The following is a 19,891-nucleotide window of genomic DNA, read 5'->3' as shown; positions in this document are numbered from 1 at the left end:
TAAAATGAGTGAATCGAGAAAGTTCGATCCATGTTATGGTGTACAAGCTCCATTGTATTGAATTGCACCTATACTTACAGTATCTGGAGGTCCAAATAATGGTCTTATAGAATCTTGAAACCTATCATCATTGATTCCAATGAAGTTTTCCAATCTTGCGATCGAACAAGGTGTGCTGGATGTTGGAGAAAAGTTAAAAGGCTCTGTAAATGGATTGGAAAGATTTGGGTTGGAGAGATTATTGAATCGAAAGTTTAAAATACCATCTCCCACAATATCTGAAGTAGGAGTAGTGCAAGAATTTTTGCCAAGATACCCGATGGTGCATATCTCGTTAAATTCATCTAAAGTAGCTGAATTTATTAAAGGAATCGAACAATTTGCAAAGACATTCCCCTGAATTGCCCCCGTTAAATTGGGAATTCCATCTAGGTTCAAGCATATAGGAATTGTTGGACTATTCAGAAATATATTATTTCTAATTTCTGTATCTCCTATACCATTGACAATACTCAATCCAAAACCTTTATCCACTGGATCTGCAGTTCCACTAACAATTGTATTGTGGAGAATTCTAATATCCAAACCATTGTTTTCAATCAGAATTCCGCCCGCTTTACGATTGCAAATTCCGCCGTAGACAAGATTGTTTGCGATTAGGCCATCGCTTTGACCTACCCAGCGAATCCCATAATTGGAACCTTGATATGTAGGAGCCACTGCAACATTTGCCATCCTAATTGAACTGTTCGTTATACTACTTGCACTATCTTCGCTTCCCGAATAAATTCCGATTGCATCTGCATCTCCTGAAGTGGATGTTACAGAATTCATTAATATTGTAATTCTATTGAATTCGATTGACATGCCGGCATCTGCTGCGCTGATTCCGTATACCACGATTGAGCCAGAGCCAGTATTAGAAGTTTCTCCTAACCTAACGGTTGCATATTGCAGATTAGCATTTAAAATTGATGATCCATCAAGCAGAATTCCTCCATTTTCGAAGGTTGCATTACCTGTTTCTATTGTAATATGGCTTCCACTAATGCCCACTTTCACTCCAGAACCGCTCAGTGATAAACCGTAGACAACTGATCCGTTTCCAGATCGAAAGCTATTGTTACCATAAAGCTCAATGCCATAATTTGATTTTAATCCTATAGAACTTCCATTCGATAGATTTGTGTCCCCAGCTTGGAAAGTCGAATCATTAATATTCGTTAAAGCAATGAATGCAGGACCAGTTGATTCAGATGCAAGGCCAATGGATGTTGAACCATCAGTTACGCAATTACCGGCATTCACTGTGACATTGTTAAGTTCAGGAGCAATACCAATTCCAGAACTATTCTCATCGATCCGGAAACCATAAGAAAAAGAGTTATCTTCTAAACAAATTCCACTTTCGATAAGAGAATTACTAACGGATACATTGCCTTGGCTTACAATTAGAAACCCGCCCGTTCTCGGATAAACCGTACCATTTGTATCTCCGCTTCGAATTGTATTGTTCATGAGTAAGGGATTGCCCGATGATACAACGCCATAAGTCCATTCGGAATTGGCTGATTGAATAGTAAAACCTTCGAGACTAGTAACCTCCGTAACGCTCGAAGGAATAAAAACTGGACTACAGTATTCTAGTAGTGCTATTCCACAAATTGCCGCCGGTGGTGATGGAAAATGAATGGTTGAACTTCGTGCACTTGTATTCCGTTCTTGAAAATTACTACCCGCCGTATAACTTCCAACTATTGATATACCATTTTCTAGAACAATCTGATCTCCATCCGCTGCTGCATCATAATTGCCTGCTTCAACAAGAACTAGGCAAGCGCTGTCTGCACAAGGTGTCATATCAGATATGGCTGGCTGGATATTTCGAAAGGAAGCAGAAGGGGTGGTTCCATCATTGGCATCATTACCATTTGAAGAAACATATCGAATCATAGATGCGATAGTGAGAAATAGAATATCTTCTTCTACTGCGAGAGGTTTTCCATCCGCATTCTGAAATTTATAACCGACAAATTTTCCAACACCAGAATTCCATCCCGTTCCCGCAGGAGTGATTCTGATTTTGTCATCTGGCTTCAATTCGTTCTCAAGAGTAAAGTTTGGACCCGAGTCTGCTTCGAGATTCACCGAGGTAAATGATGCATCAATATCTGCTATATTGAAATTCGTTGAATCAGAAAATACAAATACCAAAGACTCGCTTGGCGCAAGTATGCCGCCGTTCGGTGGAATTGTCGATAAAACTGAGAAACAATTTATTTCAAGAATGGATTCCGCAGAATAAACATCGGATGGATTCACCAAGGCACAACGATGGTTCGTAGGCTGACTTGTGATTCGGAATTCAAATTTACCATCTGACAATTGAGTCACTTGGATCTCTTCAGTTCCATTTTCTCGAATTACTATCGGATCTTCTTCTAAATTCTGAATGGTAATTTCACCATAGGCTTTACTGTAGAGATTGACTCTCATTGGAGATGGTTCGACGTTGGTAGGGGAATTATTGCCCAGGCTATTCAGCCAATTCAAAAGATTCAAAGATTCAAAAATACTTTTCTCAAGGCTTGGGAAGCAATTGGAAAAGAGAAAAAAATGAAAAATGAGTGAAGTGTAGAATATTGTTCTAGAAAATCTTAGCATGGAATTAAATTATTTAACAGCTGAAATATTTGAAATTTGCATATATTCGAATAATAAATTCATGAAAATTAAATTCTGTCAATTCTACACGTTTAAATTTCGCCTTTTTTTGTCGATAGATTGCAGTTTTTGAATTCATCTTTTTGACTATCTTTATAATGTGATTGCTCGCGAAGTGAACAAAAGTTATGAAAATTCAGCCTAAAAATGAAAAAAAAAGTTTCCTAATCAATGCAGTATTTAATTTCCATATTCTGTTCAAGAACAACCCCGTAAGTTTTTCATTTTTGGGTTTTATTCTTTTAATTTTAATCTATTTGTTATCTAGAAGTTTTTTACTTTTGAATACAGGTCAATATAATGATATTCTAATATTTGCTATGATTGGAAGTGGAATTAGTTTTCTTGCGACGGCAATTGGTGCCCTGCCTGCATTTTTTCTTTCCAAGATTCAACACCGAACAGAAGATATCATGCTAGGATTCTCTGCAGGAATGATGCTTTCTGCATCCACTTTCTCCTTGATCATACCTGGGTTGGATTCTGGCCGCCAATTGTTTGGAAGCTCAGGTCTTGGATCAATGGTAGTTGTATTCGGTATGGGATTGGGGGTTGCATTGATGATGGGACTTGAGCAGCTGATCCCGCATGAACATGAGAAGACGGGAACTTTTGGATTAGGACAAGAGAGAGTAAGCCGCATATGGTTATTTGTTTTTGCAATCGCACTTCATAATATACCGGAAGGTATGGCAATCGGAGTCGGATTTTCCCAAGGAGATTTCTCTGTAGGATTGCCACTAACGATAGCTATAGCATTACAAAATCTTCCAGAAGGACTTGCCGTTGCGATTACACTAAGAGGAGTAGGAGTTCCAGTGAATAGAGCTGTTATGGTTGCAGCCATTACAGGACTACTTGAACCTGTGGGAGCGGTATTAGGAGTTGGACTCGCGGTAGGTAATCCGATTGCATATCCAATTGGGCTAGGACTTGCCGGCGGTGCTATGATTTTTGTTGTATCTCATGAAGTGATACCTGAGACGCATCGAAACGGTCATCAGACAGCATCAACTGTTGGACTCATGATTGGTTTTGCCGTAATGATGGTGTTAGATACAGCATTTGGAGGATAGTTGAATTTCTAATTTTAAATTCTGAATTGCGTTCCTATTTTGTACAATTCTTTCAAGCAATCCAGCAGGAGGGCAAGTAACGGATATTACAGTAAGAATTAGGTAATACGTAGTTATTAATTTTGTGCTATAAATCGATTCAGTAGCGACAATTTAAATTTCTAATACTATGGATCTATAATAATGCTTGATCCGACCGGAACAAGTTTAAACAGTTGATCCATTTCTTCATTGGTAACTGCTATACAACCATGAGTCCAATTGATAAAACTATGCAAACGTCCAACCCAGTTCCACCTTGGTCTCATACCATGAATGAGAATGCCTCCTCCTGGATTGATATTCTTTTTCTTTGCCTCGGCGATCTGAGTCGCATTTGGGTAGGATATATGCATTGCTTTATAATAATCCCAATCGTTGATCACATAATCTATCTTATACTTTCCCTCAGGTGTTTTGCCATCGCCTTCCTCTTTTTTTGCACCAGAGGGTTCGAAGCCAAGGGAAATGGGAATTTCTAGGACTATTTCCGAGCTTTTTTTGACTTGTAAAATTTTATTCGTCTTATTGACAATAACAATAGTATGACTATCGGCTAATAAATTATTTATTGGAATTGCAAATATTAGGATGAGAAAACTGACTAATAGTTTCATAATTTTCGAATAATTCTCTTTATTTTAATATGGTTTGCAGAAAGGTATGATCAGTAATAAATTTCTTATTGGATCAAATTTTACAATCAGAATCGGTAACGCATTCCTAAGCTAATGGATTCGGAATCTATATTTCTTAGATATTCGATTGCTAATCCATAATCTGACCAATTCAATTCAACTCCAAAAATTCCATAGAAACCTGAACTGTTTATACTTTCTTTTCTCACGATATCAATGCCAAGCCCGCTTGGATTGCTTGTGAAATCATCCCGATTACTCGAAGACGAAATACTTGCATATCGCTCAAGTCGAATAGAATTAGCCCCATGGTTATGCATCAAGCCCAATCCAGTAAAGAAGGAAAAATTCGAAAGAGAATAAGAATACCTCGTATCTGCCGTTAGGGTATTTATTGTGGATTCATATTTGGCTTGATTGGTACCAAGCCATCTTCTTCTTTCTCCCTCCAACCGAAATTGTGTCAGACTGCGATCATATGAGCTCAAAATAATTTCTTGATTTGTATGGAAGATTCCAAATCCAAAAGACAATCCCTTCCATATCCGATCGTCGTCATTTTCGGAAGCAAAAGGAAAATATCGCAGATTGAGACTTGCGTTCAGTATATTTCCATCAAGTTCCGCATTCTTTAGATTCAAATACGGTAAATTATTCTTCGAAGGATAATATGAGAAGAATTGAATATGCAGATTCCATTTATTCCAATCACCATTCTGATTGAACAAATATCCTAAGTTTGTTGAATAAGAAATTGATGGAGACGCAGCAACTCCCAAATTTGGTAATTGATTCAACTCCGTAGATCCAAAATAGAAATCTCGTCCTGTAAGGTAAGTTCTAGCCACCGAATATCCTAGGCTTACTCGGTTTTTTTGAATGAAAGATCCACCGAGCAAAGCGGAGTTTATGTTCTGCAGAACGCCGCTTTCTGCCATTCCAGTCAAGAAATCATCAGTGTAAATCTCTCCAAGAACTGGATTAATAAGATTGCCAGCAAGTATTGTTTCGTTTGATATATTAGTACATTCTAAACCCACGCAGACGAAGTTTGCATAGATTCGCATTGGTGTAACAACAGTTAGCATGAATGCGAAGATGATTGGAATAATGCGAATATTATAAATAAAAGGAAAGGAGCCATTGAGTGACAATTGTCGATTTAGTGTAGTTTTCATGATGTTGTTGAAATTCGTTTTGGGCGGTATATTTTCTTTGAACCTTAAATTGGTTCCTGATTTTTCTTTAGACTAAACATTTTGAGATATTCATCAAAGACAAAAACTCGATTTCGAATCTGTCCAGTCATTTCTTTAAGAATATTTTGCTCTACGAAATCATTAATCAAATCGTTTGCTGATTTATAACTCAAATCCAAAATTGATTGAACTTGTTTTACATGAACGACCGGATTTAAAAACAAATTTTGTAATAATAAATTAGCATTAGCGGCTCTTTTTCCAAAGGTTTTGGATAAAGTAATTTCCAATCGTGATTTTAATTCTAATATGGAAGAAAGAGTTCGTGTAGCATTTTCTGCTGTTTCGGCAATTCCGATTAGAAAGTATTTTAGCCATTGAAGTAAGTCATTTGAATTCCTCACAATTGTAAGTTTATCGTAATAAAGCCCCTTGTTCTGTTCAAAGAATGCAGAAAGATATAATAGAGGTTTTTGCAGAACTTTTTTGTCTACCAAAAATAAAGTGATCAATAATCTGCCAATTCGTCCGTTCCCATCTAGAAATGGATGTATCGTTTCAAATTGATAGTGAGCAATACCAATTTTAATGAGTGCCGGGACATTAATTTCTTCATTGTGAAGGAACTTTTCTAGGTCACTCATTAATTCATTGACATAATCTTGATTAGGTGGAATGAAAACAGCATCTAGAAGAGAAGCGCCACCAATCCAGTTCTGGCTATTGCGGAATTCTCCTGGTAATTTATTTTCCCCCCTTACACTACTGAGTAGAATTTTATGAGTTTGTTTTATAAGTCTTGAAGATATAGGAAGTGATTCCAGTTCTTGAATAGCTTGGTTAATAGCGTTGATATAGTTTTTAACTTCGATCCAGTCATTTCTTCTTTCAGGAGAAATTTCCTCTTCCTCAAGTAGCGCTTCTTCCATTTCTGTTTGAGTTCCCTCAATACGGCTGGAAATCACAGCCTCTTTTGTGACATGTAGCTGAATAAATAAATCAATATTAGGAACCAGTCGGGCAAATGAATTCAATTCTCCTAGTTTGATAGCTGCTTTTTCTAATAGCAAATTGAGAGTTTGATCACCCCATTGCCAATGGTCGTTAATTGGGGTGGGTAGAAAATAGGAGTATACTGTAGGATGTTTTTCCAAACTTCCAGAGCGGTAGGTTTCTAGTTTAATCATCTTTGTAATTTACCCAAAGTAACATAAGAAAAGTCTTATTTTACTTTACTACCCTCAAAGTAACATAAGAAAAGTCTTATTTTACTTTACTACCCCCAAAGTAACATAAGAACGAAGATTTTTCGCTTTTTGCCAGTCTGTAGGGGTGGTCTTACCCCTGACCGCGCTTTACGCTTCAATCTTTTGCTTAGCAAAAGGATTTCCGCTGCAATCTCTGGCGCGGGACATTTCTTATCTCTTCAAGCAATCGGAGGAAACTAAATCTAGTATTGAATTTGTTGAAATTTGATTTTCTCTCAAGCCGTATTTGATGAGAAACTGAAATGACTTTTGTTTTCCATTTACCTCTTTATCGAGAACAAAAGTAACGAGATAGTTTATATCAAAAATCTCTGTTTCTTCCCTTGGATCTGCATCACGAAGGCGAATGTTCTCCGGTTGGATTTCAATCTGAGTTGTTTTGTGCTGGTAGAGATCATTCAATCCGCAAAAGGAATTTTCCTTTCGTGAAATTTGATTATCAATGTTTTCTTGGATTAGCCTTAATGTATCGCCTGGATCCCAGTCAAGGTATTCTACGCCAAGTTGATCGGCAGAGTATTTTAAAAATTTATATCCAAGTCGTTCTACGAGTTGAGGTACAGAGCCCAGTTCAAAAGAATGTTTTAGTCCGTTTGCTTGTTTCGCAACATGGATTTTTGCAACTTCACGCGGGTCAATATGATTGATCAAAAATTTTTCTTTTACAAAAGGAGTTGGTTTCTTAAAAAATATACCTGGTTCCAATTCTTCCCTTTCAGGTCCATTTTCCGAATACCATTTTATATTGCCAACATCAGAGTTGTGAATTGGGCAATGATTGATATACCGCGTTAGAAAATGAAAATTATAGTTATTAGAATTATGGAAAGTTGTATTCACCAAGAAAGAATGGGGGGTTAGAGAATTCGGATTGATTTGGATTAAGTAAGTCACGTTGTATTGAGTGAATTTTTCGTTTGAGTCGACGTCTACGGAAATTGGCTCGTTCATCTCATAAGGAAGAATTGACATTTCTTCAAATTTAGTATTTAAGAATTGATCATATCCACAATAAGGATCCTTCCCATAATTTTTATAAAAGGTCTTCCATTCTTTTTCGAGAGATTCGGAATCGTTTGTCTCATTCTGACCGGTTACCTTAAGCTTTTTTCTCAGTTCTCGAGGAAGAATATTTGTCTTGCTGATCAAGGAATCAAAATCTTTTTTTTCTAAGATTCCCTTAATCCAATTCTTGAAGGGTAGGAGCTTCGTTTTTGCAATCTCACGGGGATTCAAATCGTATTTGAAAAATTCTTTTTCGGCATCCTTGTCGAGTAAATATATGACTCCTGGTGCCAGTATTTCCTTTTTTTGAATGTCTGGTTTGGATAATTTAAAACTTTGGGTTGAAACCTCCAATGTCATAAATAAAATAATCAAGATAAGGATTTTACGATTCATATTGTAGATCAAGTTGTATGTTGGATATTTTCTACTGAATGCCAGTTTTAGTCTATAAAATTCCATGCTGGTTTTCGTAGCCAGCCACCTAAGAAACAGCCATCGAAACCCGTAGAGCTTAAATCTAAGCTGATAGAGCAAATTCGTTATTTGCAGTTATTGTTTTGATGGTGAGTTTCGGTACTTTGCCAATCAGGAAAAAGTGAAGTTCTATCTGAATATAGAAAAGTAAATGGCAACTTGAGTTTCCTGTTGAAAAATCTGGATCATATCTTCTCGTTTTATCTTATTTTCCACCAAGCCATCCAGCAGGCGGGCAAGTAACAGATATTACTGTGAGAATCAGGTAGGATCGAAAACCTTAGCCTTGATCGCGTTTTTTGCCTTCGCCGATAGGAAGTAAGATAAACAATCCTGAGAGAAAATACATCAAGCTGCCAACCCATACAAACTTCACTAGTGGATTGACCCAAATTTCTAGATTCGCAATGATCTGCTTTGGAAACCTTCCATAGAATCCAATCTTCTCTTCTAGATTTCTTGCAGAGAACAAATAGTCCATAAATAGCATAGGTAAGTCTGGATTCTCGCCCGAAAGATCGGCATGCTCCATTGCACCAAGTTGGATGTACAAATCTTCTTTTGCTTTGGACAGAATTGCTGGCTCACTTGTTGGTATATGCGTTTCAAAATCACCCGATAAATGGGAAATCTGCGGATAGAATCTACGCTCTGTGATAAGATCACCTTGGCTGGTATTTTGAATCTTGATACTAAATGTTGCTTCTTGCGAAACGATTGTATTCTGGATTAAATATTCTGCTTTGGTATCGTCTGATGTAGATAGAGGTTTGATCTTGAGATAAGATGCTTCTATCTGATAGTTTCCAAGTATCGCTTTATCTTGACTTGCATACACAATCTCGTCTCCCTTGGGAGGAAGAAGATTGTAAAAGAATCGAACAGATGTATTTTGTTTAAAAGCATTTCCCGCATAACCAATAAATATGAGAACTAAGGAAATATGAACAAGATATCCGCCGTATCTTCGTTTATTTTTTGTTAGAAGGAGATACGGCGACATCCATATTTTCTCATCAGGGAAGGCTTCTCTTCTTGCTTTGATTCCTCTATAGTATTCTTGAATAACACCTGCAATTACAAATACACCTACGCCGACCGTTACAATCGAATAGATCTCTGCAAGTAAGTCACCATAAGAATATACATCTCTCGTGAAAATATTAGAATAAACTAATATATAAATGGCACCGCCAATTATTCCAACAATTGTTGGCTTGAGTAATGTCGAAAAGAATACTGAATCGGCTGCTTTTCGCCAGGCAAGCAGGGGAGATGCACCCATCAAAATCAAGAGCATTATTCCCGCAGGAATTCCCCATGAGTTGAACCAAGGAGCTTTGAATTCTGTGCCATAGAGCAATGGACTAAAAACACCCAGAAGAATAGCCATACATCCCATAACGAGCAAGAAGTTGTTGAGTAGAAAACTTCCTTCTTTGGAAGTGATCGCTTCTAGATTTCTTTCGGGCTTGAGAGCATTTCTTCTATAAATCACGACTCCCATAAAGAAAACAAAACTCAAACCAATGAGGATAATAAATGGTGTTCCGATACTGGACTTAGAAAAACTGTGCGGTCCTTCTAAAACTCCGCTTCTTGTTATCCAAGTACCTAACAAGGAAAAATGGAAGGCAAGTATTATCAAAACCATATTCCAAAATTTGAGCATTCCTCTGCGCTCTTGGATGATGATCGAATGTATGAATGCAGATGATAGTAGCCAAGGCATGAGAGATGCGTTCTCTACTGGATCCCAAGCCCAATATCCTCCCCATCCCAATTCTTCGTAAGCCCATTTGGAACCGAGGAGGATTCCTGTTCCGAGAAAAAACCAAGAGAAAATCGACCATCGACGAATGAATTTCATCCATTCTTGAGAAAGTTGTCCCGTGATTAGTGCCGACATCGCTATCGCAAAAGGAATTCCAATACTCACATAACCTACGTACAAAATCGGTGGATGGATGATCATTGCCCAATGTTGGAGGAGTGGATTGAGACCACGTCCAGTAGCTGCTGCTGGTTGAAATTCGCGGAAGGGTTGTGCATCTGCGAAAAATACTGCAAGAAAACTAAAGAACATGGAGAGAACTGCGAGGATCGCATTCATCACAGGGATTCGATCATGAACTGCTTTACGCGTCTGCCAGAGAACAATAAAGGTAAAAAGATTTAGTAGTAGATTCCAAAAAAGTAAGGAACCAGATGATCCACCCCAAACAGCTGTAAGCCTGTAGAAGAGTGCAATATGTTCAGATGAATGCATCGCAACATAATAATTGGAATAATCTGATCGCAGTAGTTGAGTGAGAAGAATCACGAAAGCGAGAAGTATAAGAAAAAAATTCGACATGAGCGCAACACGCCCAAGTTCAATTGCACTTCGATCATTCCGAATGATTCCGTAGAAAGTCTGCGCGAAAGAAAAAATTAATGTAGCAAAAGATGCGACAATGACCAGAGTTCCAAGGTCATTCATGGATCAGTAACTCTCGTTTCCTTCAGCGTAACCAGCTTCATATTTTGAAGCGCATTTGGCTTCAACATGATTGGCAACTAGAGTTCCATTTTCCCAATGTCCATCCACTCGTGCGCGAGCTCCTTCTTTGAAAGCATCAGGCAGAAGGTTTTCACCTGTAAAAAAAACTGGGACATTTCTGTCTTCCAATTCCAATTCAAATTTTGCCGTGCGACCCTCGCGAACAAGCGATCCGAGTTTTACAAAACCTCGAACACGAAGATTGTCACCTTTATAACGAGCTGGGTTTGCCGCGAGTTCCGATGCATCCAATAATTTATAAGCCGTTTCCTGAGCCGAAAAAAAAGCAATTCCAGCCAATGAGAAACCAATTATGAGTGTGAGAATAAGAAATTTGCGATTCATTCTATACCTTAGACCTCTCAATATTAGCGAGGCAACCTTGCTTCCCAGTTTTTTATCGGGCTTAGAATTCGCTAGGATTTTATGAAGAGCTTTCTATTGAGTGCATTTTATACTTATGTTCAAAAATAACTTTTTGAACCGCAAAAAAGATCTTTCTTTTTTATCATTCGATCTTGAATATAAAGTACCATCCAAATTCTATTTGCACTGAATGATTTTTGGATAAAATGTTTAAGGAAAATATTGATGTTTGATTTTTTTAGTAAGAAGAAATTCTATAATTTTGCAATTTTAATTCTGAGCGTCCTGCTTTTGAATATGGCATGTGCTTCTAAAGATGATTCAGAGGATGAAGAAAATATAGTTACATTGCTTGCGTTACTTGTTGCATCTCCTTGGGAGCAAGTGAAACCTTCCTCTGATGGCAATATAACTATTCGGAATAAAACTTTTCGCTACCAAGCTAAATGCTCGGGTCACTCTTTCGGAGGCGGTTCCAATTCTGAATTTTTTTACTATATTCGTCGTGGTGATCCTAAGAAATTGTTAATCAATTTTATGGGTGGTGGATCTTGCTTCAACCAAGCCAATTGTTTTGGCTCGAATACAACCACCTACTTCAATGGTCTGAGTCAATTGTCGCCAACTGCCATGAAATTTGTATTTGGTGGAGGAATTTTTGACAATAGCAAAACTACCAATCCTTTCTCGTCCTATACAGTAATTTTCATTCCATATTGTACGGGTGACCTTCATTGGGGTTCTAATGATGTTGTGTATTCGCCCACTTCAAACAATTTTACAGGCAATACGAATCCGGGTGGAACCTTTTCACATCGTGGATTCGACAATACACTTTCTGTCCTCAAAGACCTACAAACTTCCTATCCATCACCAGAAAAAGTTTTTATAACTGGGCAAAGTGCTGGTGGGTACGGAGCAATTTTCAATTCACCTTATATCATCGAAGCCATGGGTGGACTTGGATCAACAACTGATTATGCTGTTGTGAGTGATGCTGCAGCCGGAGTGACAATTGCAAACAATAACAATTTTATCAATTCCTTATGGGGAGTGACCGCAGCGTTTTCTAAGGCTGGTGGAGGAGTATTCAGCAATCTTCCAGATTGGATTCCAGGAATAAATGACGGAGTTTTCAACAATCTTCAATTAGGTGACCTAGTTAAGTCAATTGCTCAAGCTTATCCAAATGTAAGATTTGGACAATACACTTCTGCACTTGATACGACCCAAGCATTCTTCTTAAATGTTACAAGAATTGTTCGCGATCAACCGGTATCCTATACTAATGAGACAACTTCTTCTGGAGGTTCAGACTGCAGTGTTCTATGGGGCAATGCCAATGGACTGAGTGGTGGCGACTTTGCCGGATGCTCAAGCAATGCAACAGCACCTCTTATTAGTTTATGGAGAAATGGAGGAACAGATCCAAAGAATGGCTCCACCGTAATTGGCATGATATCTCAGATAGTAAATCTGCCAGTGGGTGTCAATAATTACTCATACTATATCGCACCGGGTCCTAGTCATACAATAACTATGAGCAGCAATTTCTATTCAACATCAACTAACAATCGTAGTTTGCTTGACTGGTATTCAGCAATTGCGAATAAGCAACAGCCAAGCTCGGTTCAGTGCAACGGCGAAAGCTGTCTCTGTGGAAGCGGAACAGACTCCAACAAATGCGCGACGGCCAATTCTTTATAAAAAATATGAATAACAAAACACTATCACAAAACAAAATGCAAACTAAGAAATCAGCCAGTAAATCTGGGGTAAAAACAAAATTAACCAAGAAAATGGACAGCTCACGCAAGGTCTCAAATTCTAATCTGCCAACCAAAAAACCGATCTCTAAAAATGATTTGGTTTCAAAATTTCAAGAAATGAGAAATGCCGATTCCAATTCGACAGAAGAAGCTTTTGATCTTTATGATCGATTGGAAACCGTTTCTCTCATTGATATCATTGGGCGCTGGCATGGATCAGGTTTCAAAACCAAACATACGATGGATGGTGCATTGGAAACCTTCAATTGGTATGGCAAGGAATTCATCAATACAGAAAATGTCCATCCGTTGGTGTTCAAGGGATGGGGTGGAAAATTATTTACGGTCAATCCTTCTCTTATGCCCGTGGGTCTCGCGACCAAAATTCCTTCGACGAATCTTGGATTTCTTACACCAATTTTTTTATTGTTTCGGTTTCTTTTTACAACTAGCAAGTCCAAAGCAAGAATCCGAATGCTTGAGTTTCGAGGCAAAACGACGGCAACTATGATCTACGACAATCTGCCAATCAATGATGTATTTAGAAAAGTTGACGACAACACTCTAATGGGTTGTATGGATTTCAAAAAAATGGAGCAACCATTCTTTTTTGTATTAGAAAGAGATTGAGATTTTCGATTTCTCAATCTCTCAATCTCTGAGCCTTGACTTGTTGTCGATTGGCCTAATTAGAATTTATTTATGAAATTGTTTTCAGAAAATATCCTTTAGGCTATAGACAAAAATCCCAACCCACTCCTTGATCGCTGCGGTGGATGTGTCCAATGCCCCCACGGAGGGAGTGAGTTGTTCCCAGCTACTAACTGTTGAATTGAGAGTTCGGTAATCAGTTGGAAAGGGAATGATCTCTATATCTTCCCGCTCAAATTCGGTCATAGAACGTCTCATATGAAATGCTGATGTAACGAGAATGATTTTCTTAGCTCCCATTTCTCTCAGTAAAATTCCAGAGTAGATCGCATTCTCTCTTGTGTTGCGAGATTCGCCCTCGAGAACTATATCATTTTCCGGTACTCCCAGAGATCTATAGAATCGTTTTGCTTGGTCCGCTTCTGCTTCTCCTTCATGGAAAAGTATTCCAGACCCACCAGTAAATAGGATTCTTGGTGCCTTTTTGTTTTTATACAGAAAATAACCTTCTGTTAGGCGATCTGCGGCTGTAGTCAATTCTACCGTGTTGGGAATTCGTGTGAGGTTATTGATCATACCGCCAAGTACAACGATAGCATCAGCTTTTTCGATCTCTTGGATCTGCCTTGGTGGAACAAAATCTTCCAGAGGTTGTATCAGTGCTTCAGTTACGGGATAGGTGGAGAATGCCCATAGAACCAACCAAGGCATAATTAGAATTAGGCGAAATCTTCCTCGTCCGTATCGAATTCCTAGAAAAATTCCAAACAATATTGCAAGAGGCAATGGAAAAAGAAAAATTGTTAATAATTTAGAAAATACAAAAAACATCGAGTGAATCCTTATTGGTTTGTAATTATCTTAGTATTTTCAATCAATCAAAAAGTAAAAGCGCGAAAATGATTGTCATTGTAGCTGAGATCATTGAATCAAAATTGAAATCGTATGATTCATAATTTGGATTCAATAAATTCAAGAGTTTTGGCAGGCAATTCGAAAGGAAAAAAATGAGTTGCATCCTTCCAAATACTTACCGACGACAAAGGATTTCTTTTTGTGATGAGTCGGGCATGTCTTGGACTACATACTTCGTATTTTTCTGGAATCGCTACATGTACTTCTGTTTTGATTCCGTGGAATCTTGAGAACACTCTGTAACTAGAAAGAGAAAAAATCCGAGCTTCGACCTCTGGATCACAACACAACTCAACTTCCTTTTTGTTGCCTGTGGGTCTTAGGCATGAATCCAAATAATCCTGGAACACAGATTCTTCCCAATTCGCAAAGGCTGGAAAATTACGGAAAGCTCTTCGAACCAATTCAATAGATTGAAATTGTTTTCTTCTTTTTTTTGCTACTTTCGCAAGTGGATTCCCAAATATTTTTGCTAGTGTTGTTATGCGAAAACCTAATACAACTGGATCTAGAACGATCGCTTTCTCAAATAATTCAGGTGCTTCTTTGCAAGAAAGTAAGGTACTTGCGCCGCCAAGAGAATGCCCGATTCCAATTGCTTTTTCTCCTGGAGAAATTCTGCTCTTTAGAACTTCGAGCAATTGATCTCGAAAAAAAAGCCAGTTTGAAAAATTCAAAGTGGATTCTGATTTGCCATGCCCAACGAAATCAAAGGCAATGATTCGGAATTTTTTTTGGAGAGCTTGGTGGTAGTATTTATAACATCCGGCAGAATATCCATTTGCGTGAGCGAATATGATTGTTCGACCAGGAGTCTCAGAATCCAAAACATTTAAATTAAAATCGCGAAAGGAGAGAGTATTTTCTTTCATTTTACATTTGACCTAAAGAGCTTAGAATTTATTCTGTGGGGTACATGTCAGTCCAGATCCTCATAATTTTTTGTATAGCTGTTATCTTCAATGCTCTAGCCAATATTCTGATCAAGACAAGTTCGCTCAATGATGCAGTGACCCCACCTGAATCTCAAGGATTGACAGGACTTATCGTATACTTTCTCAATCCAGTGTTTATTGGTGGTCTTGCATGTTTTGGATTGGCATTGGTTGGATATAGATTTGTTCTCGGCAAAGGATTGAAGTTGTCACTTGCATATCCTGTGTTTACAAGTTCTGGATTTATCATTGTGTTGATTGCTTCCGCTATCTTCTTCAAGGAAAGATTGACTTGGTCACAATGGACAGGCATCGCTTTTATTATGATAGGTGTTTGGCTTACAGCCTTACATATGTTTGATGTAAAAGGGTGATTGTCAAGATTTTTTTCATTTTAGTAATTTCTTTATTCAGCTCAATTTTATTTTGTAAACCAATCACTCTCAAACCAGATCCACAATTGATCTATGCAAGCGAGACGATATCCTTGCTTAGACCGCAATCATTTGTGACATCAGGTTTTACGGGAGAAAAGGTTGGGCAAGATAATCGAATCAAATCTGATCCATGGAATAATTCAGCAATACCTGTCTACTTAGAATATTCAACTAAGAACCTAATAGAAAATGTGGATCGGAATATTTTTATAACACCGCAGTCTAAAATATTCTATAATTTTCCTTTTGGATTGAATCATTTTATAATCAATTCTCAAGAAAGTTTTCCGGACGGTTTGGAAATTTATTGCAATCAAAGTATGGTCGATCTATCGGCTAGACCTTTGGTGGTTCAATGCGGGGTAGAGTCTGCAATATTAGAGATTTATAACCCTGGCTCGGAAAGCATTTCACTTTCTGCTACCTGGCTCAATCCTATAGATCAAGGATTCAATGAGCTTCGAGAATCCATTGAAAAGGTTGATGTTATTTTTGTTGTAATTGATTCGTTGAGACATGATGTTTTAGGTCAATATTCTGTGACACCCAATTTGGATTCCTTAAGATCAGACTCCATTTCATTTGATAAACATTTTGTGAATGCTGCCTGGACTAGACCATCTACTTCAATATTCTTTACGGGACGATATGCCTCAGAAAATTTTTTGAATTTCTGGGATTATCCTGTTGGATCGGATGAGACGGACAATTTGTACAATTCTGATCTTATTCCATTACCTCTGTTAGTTGGCTCAAAAGGTTATATGACTCAGATGATTGGCAATAATCCTTTTCTCAGTGAGCATCGAAAAATTGGAGCCGATTATGGTTTCCAGTCGCTTCACGATTACTCAAGGTCGGGAGAAGACACAATTAGAATAACACAAGAATCTTTATCTTATTTAAAAAACACGAAGAAGCTTCCAATTCCTAGATTTTTGTTTTTGAATTATAATGATCCGCATAAGCCATACACTCCTCCAGAAAAATATCGATCTCAAGTGATTATTCCAGAAAAGGAACTGAAGGCAATAGACGGAAGAAAAATTGATTATCTTGGTGAAGTTGCTTTTGTTGATGCGGAGTTGGGGAAAATACTGTCTGAATTAAAATCATCGGGCAGGTGGGATCAAACGATGCTTATTATAACGTCCGATCATGGTGAAGTAATGGATCCATTTCATGAGATTTCTCCTTTTACCGGAACGAACACTTTGTTCGGACATGGACAAAGTTTGTTTAGAGAAGATATTCATGTTCCACTTATAATTAAATTCCCAGCTAATTCAAATTATGCGAAATTGCATGGATTGAAAGTTGGAAAAATGACTCGCTCAATTGATATTTTGCCTACAATTCTAGAAGAGTTGGGTATTGATTCAGCGCATGATTTGCGTGGAGTTGCGATACAGTCCATGCTCGCTGGAAGAGAAACTTCAGAAAGAGAATACTACGGTGAGACTAGGGCAACTCAAGCAGTCGAGGTCGGAGATTGGAAGCTTATGAAGAAATCATATAGATTTCATAGGCTTGGATTCTGGCAGGGAAATGTAGGAGAAGAGAGAGAATTTCTCTACAATACAAAACAAGATCCAGAAGAACACAATCCTTACATTTTGAAGCAAAGTAATTCTATTCCCATCGATTCAGAATATTCAAAACTAAAGAAAATATTGAACGATACAGTTCCACCTAATTCTTATTATACTATTAGAATCCATCGGCCCAAAGGTGATAAAAGATCGAAAATAGAATTTAAGGTACTACTGAACGCTGGAATCATCCGTTCTTACAATCAAGCTACAAAAACAACTCTCCAATCAGTAAGCAAAATTCCAATTGTCAAAGGTTTCAACCAATTCCAGTTTGACTTAAATGAAAACGAAATTGTTGAATGGAATTTTCATGTTTATCCAGATGTTTCCTTTCCTCAATTTAAAATAAATATTGATGGGATTCAAGCAAGTAAGTATGATTGGGGAGTGGGAACTTATGATTTGAATCCTGGTGATTGCGTTGATTTAGAATGTGATAATTTCTTTCGCGCAATTTCTGGACCGCCATCACTATCGAAAGATTTCCGAATCCAAATCTGGAGAAATGGAAGTGGATTCCAGAGTCCTATTATCCAAGAAAATCTCGGATCAGAGGCAATGGATATTCTTAAAAAACAAGGCTATGTGAATTGATTTTATTCAGGATAGTATAGACTGAACTAAATCTATAGGAAATAATTTTGAATACCAAGATTCTACGATCTTTAAAGCTAAGAATCTAAATTTCCATTTGTATTTGGATGAAGAGAATATATTTACTGGAATGGAGATAGTTCAAATAGAGTCGCGATCGGAGCTGTGTTATGGAAGGACGGATCAGATGGAGATCTGGTTCAGGCTAGGGTAGACGTAGATCAAGGTCGTGTTGAGGATGCCTAGGTTAGAGCAGAGATCATGGTTTAGTTGAGGATGTTCCAGGGTGGGCTATAGAGTGGGGCTTAAGCCCCCAGCTAGGATCAATCACATTTATTGAAAAGCATCTTCCATTTTCAATCATTTTCGCATGAGAAGAATTAGGTCATCATGGTTTGAATGTATAGAATACAGAGAAATTCTTGGAAAAATGGAAGGGAATATTAAAAACTTAAGGTTGCAAGTATGAAAATTGAATTAGAAAAACAAGCGAGTGGGCCACTTAAAGGAATCAAAGTTCTGGATCTCAGTCTTCTTTTGCCTGGGCCACTCTGCTCAATGCATCTTGGTGATATGGGTGCCGATGTTATAAAGATTGAGAATCCAAGAGCGGCCGATGCGTCAAGAGTAATGTACAAATCTGAGTTAGGTGTGCCAGGTTTGTTCATGATGCTCAATCGAAATAAGAAAGCAATCACGCTAAATTTTAAGCGACCTCAAGCAAAAGAAATTCTATTTAAATTATTAGAAGATGCTGATATTCTATTGGAAGGCTTTCGTCCTGATGGTATGGACAAGATGGGAATTGGGTATGATGTGCTGAAGGAAAAATTCCCAAAGTTGATTTATTGTGGAATATCTGGATATGGAATTTCTGGAAAATACGTAGACTATGCTGGACATGATTCCAACTATCTGGCATTAGCTGGACTTCTTCATCAGTCAGGTTCGAATCCTGTTCTTGGCGGGTATCAACTTGCTGATGTGGGTGGCGGAACATTAACGGCTCTCTCGGCAATTCTTGCAGCATTGTACAGTCGGGAGAAAACTGGTAAGGGGCAAAGAATCGACATTTCAATGATGGACGGAAGTCTACAATTCCTATCATTGTACGCTGGAATATTTTCTGCTGAGAAAAAAGTTCCCGAACCAGGAAATGCAGTCCTTTCAGGAAAATTACCGAATTACAATATTTATAAAACTCAGGACAATCGTCATGTTGCGTTAGGTGCACTTGAAGATATGTTTTTTAAAACATTTCTTCGCCAAGCAGGACTAAACCATATTTTGGATGCTCTGCCCATAAGTGAAGAAAATTTGAAATCGATCGAAAGTAAATTAACTGAATTTTTTGGATCTAAAACGCTAGATGATTTGAATCCAATATTTCAAAACGAAGATTCTTGTCTTACTCCGATTCGAAATTTAGAAGAAGTTGTCGCAGATCCACATCTACGTGACCGCGGAATGATATTGGAAGTGGAACATCCTCGTTATGGCAGAATTTTGCAATTTGGATCGCCTTTTCATTTACTTGGAACACCTACAAACTACAGATTGCATCCTCCGGAGCATGGAGAACACAACAACGACATCTATTCTAAGTTAGGTTATTCCAATGATGAATTGGAGAATCTAAAGAAAGAAAGAGTAATTTAAAA

At 37.9% G+C, this 19,891-nt stretch carries 15 protein-coding genes; 6 read left to right on the top strand and 9 right to left on the bottom strand.

Annotated features, from left to right (window positions below):
- Positions 1–33: 33 nt before the first annotated feature.
- A complete protein-coding gene (locus tag O4O04_RS18005) occupies positions 34–2,496 on the bottom strand; it encodes a hypothetical protein (RefSeq protein WP_272533208.1) in 2,463 nt (820 codons plus the stop codon).
- Positions 2,497–2,852: 356 nt separating this feature from the next.
- Here O4O04_RS18005 and O4O04_RS18000 point away from each other — a divergent pair, with 356 nt between their 5' ends.
- Positions 2,853–3,800: a ZIP family metal transporter gene (locus O4O04_RS18000; protein ID WP_272533200.1), complete on the top strand. Its 948-nt coding sequence runs from the start codon at positions 2,853–2,855 to the stop codon at positions 3,798–3,800.
- Positions 3,801–3,967: 167 nt separating this feature from the next.
- Here the strand turns inward: O4O04_RS18000 and O4O04_RS17995 are convergent, their stop codons facing one another.
- The 6 genes from O4O04_RS17995 to O4O04_RS17970 all read right to left on the bottom strand — a co-directional run bounded on the left by O4O04_RS17995 (position 3,968) and on the right by O4O04_RS17970 (position 11,313).
- On the bottom strand, positions 3,968–4,456 hold the full coding sequence (locus O4O04_RS17995; RefSeq protein ID WP_272533199.1) for a L,D-transpeptidase family protein: 489 nt from the start codon (positions 4,454–4,456) through the stop codon (positions 3,968–3,970).
- Positions 4,457–4,542: 86 nt separating this feature from the next.
- A complete protein-coding gene (locus O4O04_RS17990; protein ID WP_272533197.1) occupies positions 4,543–5,655 on the bottom strand; it encodes an Lsa36 family surface (lipo)protein in 1,113 nt (370 codons plus the stop codon).
- Positions 5,656–5,699: 44 nt separating this feature from the next.
- Positions 5,700–6,863, bottom strand: a complete 1,164-nt coding sequence (locus O4O04_RS17985) for a Fic family protein (RefSeq protein ID WP_272533195.1) — start codon at positions 6,861–6,863, stop codon at positions 5,700–5,702.
- A gap of 231 nt (positions 6,864–7,094) precedes the next feature.
- A complete protein-coding gene (locus O4O04_RS17980) occupies positions 7,095–8,411 on the bottom strand; it encodes a hypothetical protein (protein WP_272533194.1) in 1,317 nt (438 codons plus the stop codon).
- A 295-nt stretch (positions 8,412–8,706) separates the two neighbouring features.
- Positions 8,707–10,908, bottom strand: a complete 2,202-nt coding sequence (locus O4O04_RS17975) for a heme lyase CcmF/NrfE family subunit (RefSeq protein ID WP_272533193.1) — start codon at positions 10,906–10,908, stop codon at positions 8,707–8,709.
- A 3-nt stretch (positions 10,909–10,911) separates the two neighbouring features.
- Positions 10,912–11,313, bottom strand: a complete 402-nt coding sequence (locus O4O04_RS17970; RefSeq protein WP_272533192.1) for a cytochrome c maturation protein CcmE domain-containing protein — start codon at positions 11,311–11,313, stop codon at positions 10,912–10,914.
- A gap of 246 nt (positions 11,314–11,559) precedes the next feature.
- On the opposite strand from O4O04_RS17970, the gene O4O04_RS17965 reads away from it, so the two are divergent.
- Both O4O04_RS17965 and O4O04_RS17960 read left to right on the top strand, forming a co-directional pair.
- Complete coding sequence (locus tag O4O04_RS17965; protein ID WP_272533191.1) at positions 11,560–13,041, top strand: pectin acetylesterase-family hydrolase; 1,482 nt, start codon at positions 11,560–11,562, stop codon at positions 13,039–13,041.
- A gap of 5 nt (positions 13,042–13,046) precedes the next feature.
- A complete protein-coding gene (locus O4O04_RS17960; protein WP_272533190.1) occupies positions 13,047–13,733 on the top strand; it encodes a DUF4334 domain-containing protein in 687 nt (228 codons plus the stop codon).
- 84 nt (positions 13,734–13,817) lie between these two features.
- On the opposite strand, the gene O4O04_RS17955 is transcribed toward O4O04_RS17960, so the two are convergent.
- Positions 13,818–14,585 carry a YdcF family protein gene (locus O4O04_RS17955; RefSeq protein ID WP_272533189.1) on the bottom strand — a complete coding sequence of 256 codons (768 nt, stop codon included), beginning with the start codon at positions 14,583–14,585 and terminating at the stop codon, positions 13,818–13,820.
- Positions 14,586–14,704: 119 nt separating this feature from the next.
- Positions 14,705–15,541, bottom strand: a complete 837-nt coding sequence (locus tag O4O04_RS17950; protein ID WP_272533187.1) for an alpha/beta fold hydrolase — start codon at positions 15,539–15,541, stop codon at positions 14,705–14,707.
- A gap of 44 nt (positions 15,542–15,585) precedes the next feature.
- Between O4O04_RS17950 and O4O04_RS17945 the strand changes: the two genes are divergently transcribed.
- The 3 genes from O4O04_RS17945 to O4O04_RS17935 all read left to right on the top strand — a co-directional run bounded on the left by O4O04_RS17945 (position 15,586) and on the right by O4O04_RS17935 (position 19,889).
- The gene (locus tag O4O04_RS17945) at positions 15,586–15,978 is read left to right on the top strand and encodes a DMT family transporter (protein ID WP_272533186.1); all 393 of its coding nucleotides are present in this window, start codon (positions 15,586–15,588) and stop codon (positions 15,976–15,978) included.
- Positions 15,975–18,230, top strand: coding sequence for a sulfatase (locus tag O4O04_RS17940; protein ID WP_272533185.1), 2,256 nt, complete (start codon positions 15,975–15,977; stop codon positions 18,228–18,230). The genes O4O04_RS17945 and O4O04_RS17940 overlap by 4 nt, the downstream gene beginning before the upstream one ends.
- A 465-nt stretch (positions 18,231–18,695) precedes the next feature.
- Positions 18,696–19,889 carry a CaiB/BaiF CoA transferase family protein gene (locus O4O04_RS17935; RefSeq protein WP_272533184.1) on the top strand — a complete coding sequence of 398 codons (1,194 nt, stop codon included), beginning with the start codon at positions 18,696–18,698 and terminating at the stop codon, positions 19,887–19,889.
- The last annotated feature ends 2 nt before the right edge of the window (positions 19,890–19,891 follow it).

The organism is Leptospira sp. GIMC2001 (genome assembly GCF_028462125.1).
GTDB lineage: Bacteria > Spirochaetota > Leptospiria > Leptospirales > Leptospiraceae.
The sequence above is the reverse complement of the archived record's forward strand: the minus strand, read 5'-3'. Positions and strand labels throughout refer to the sequence as shown.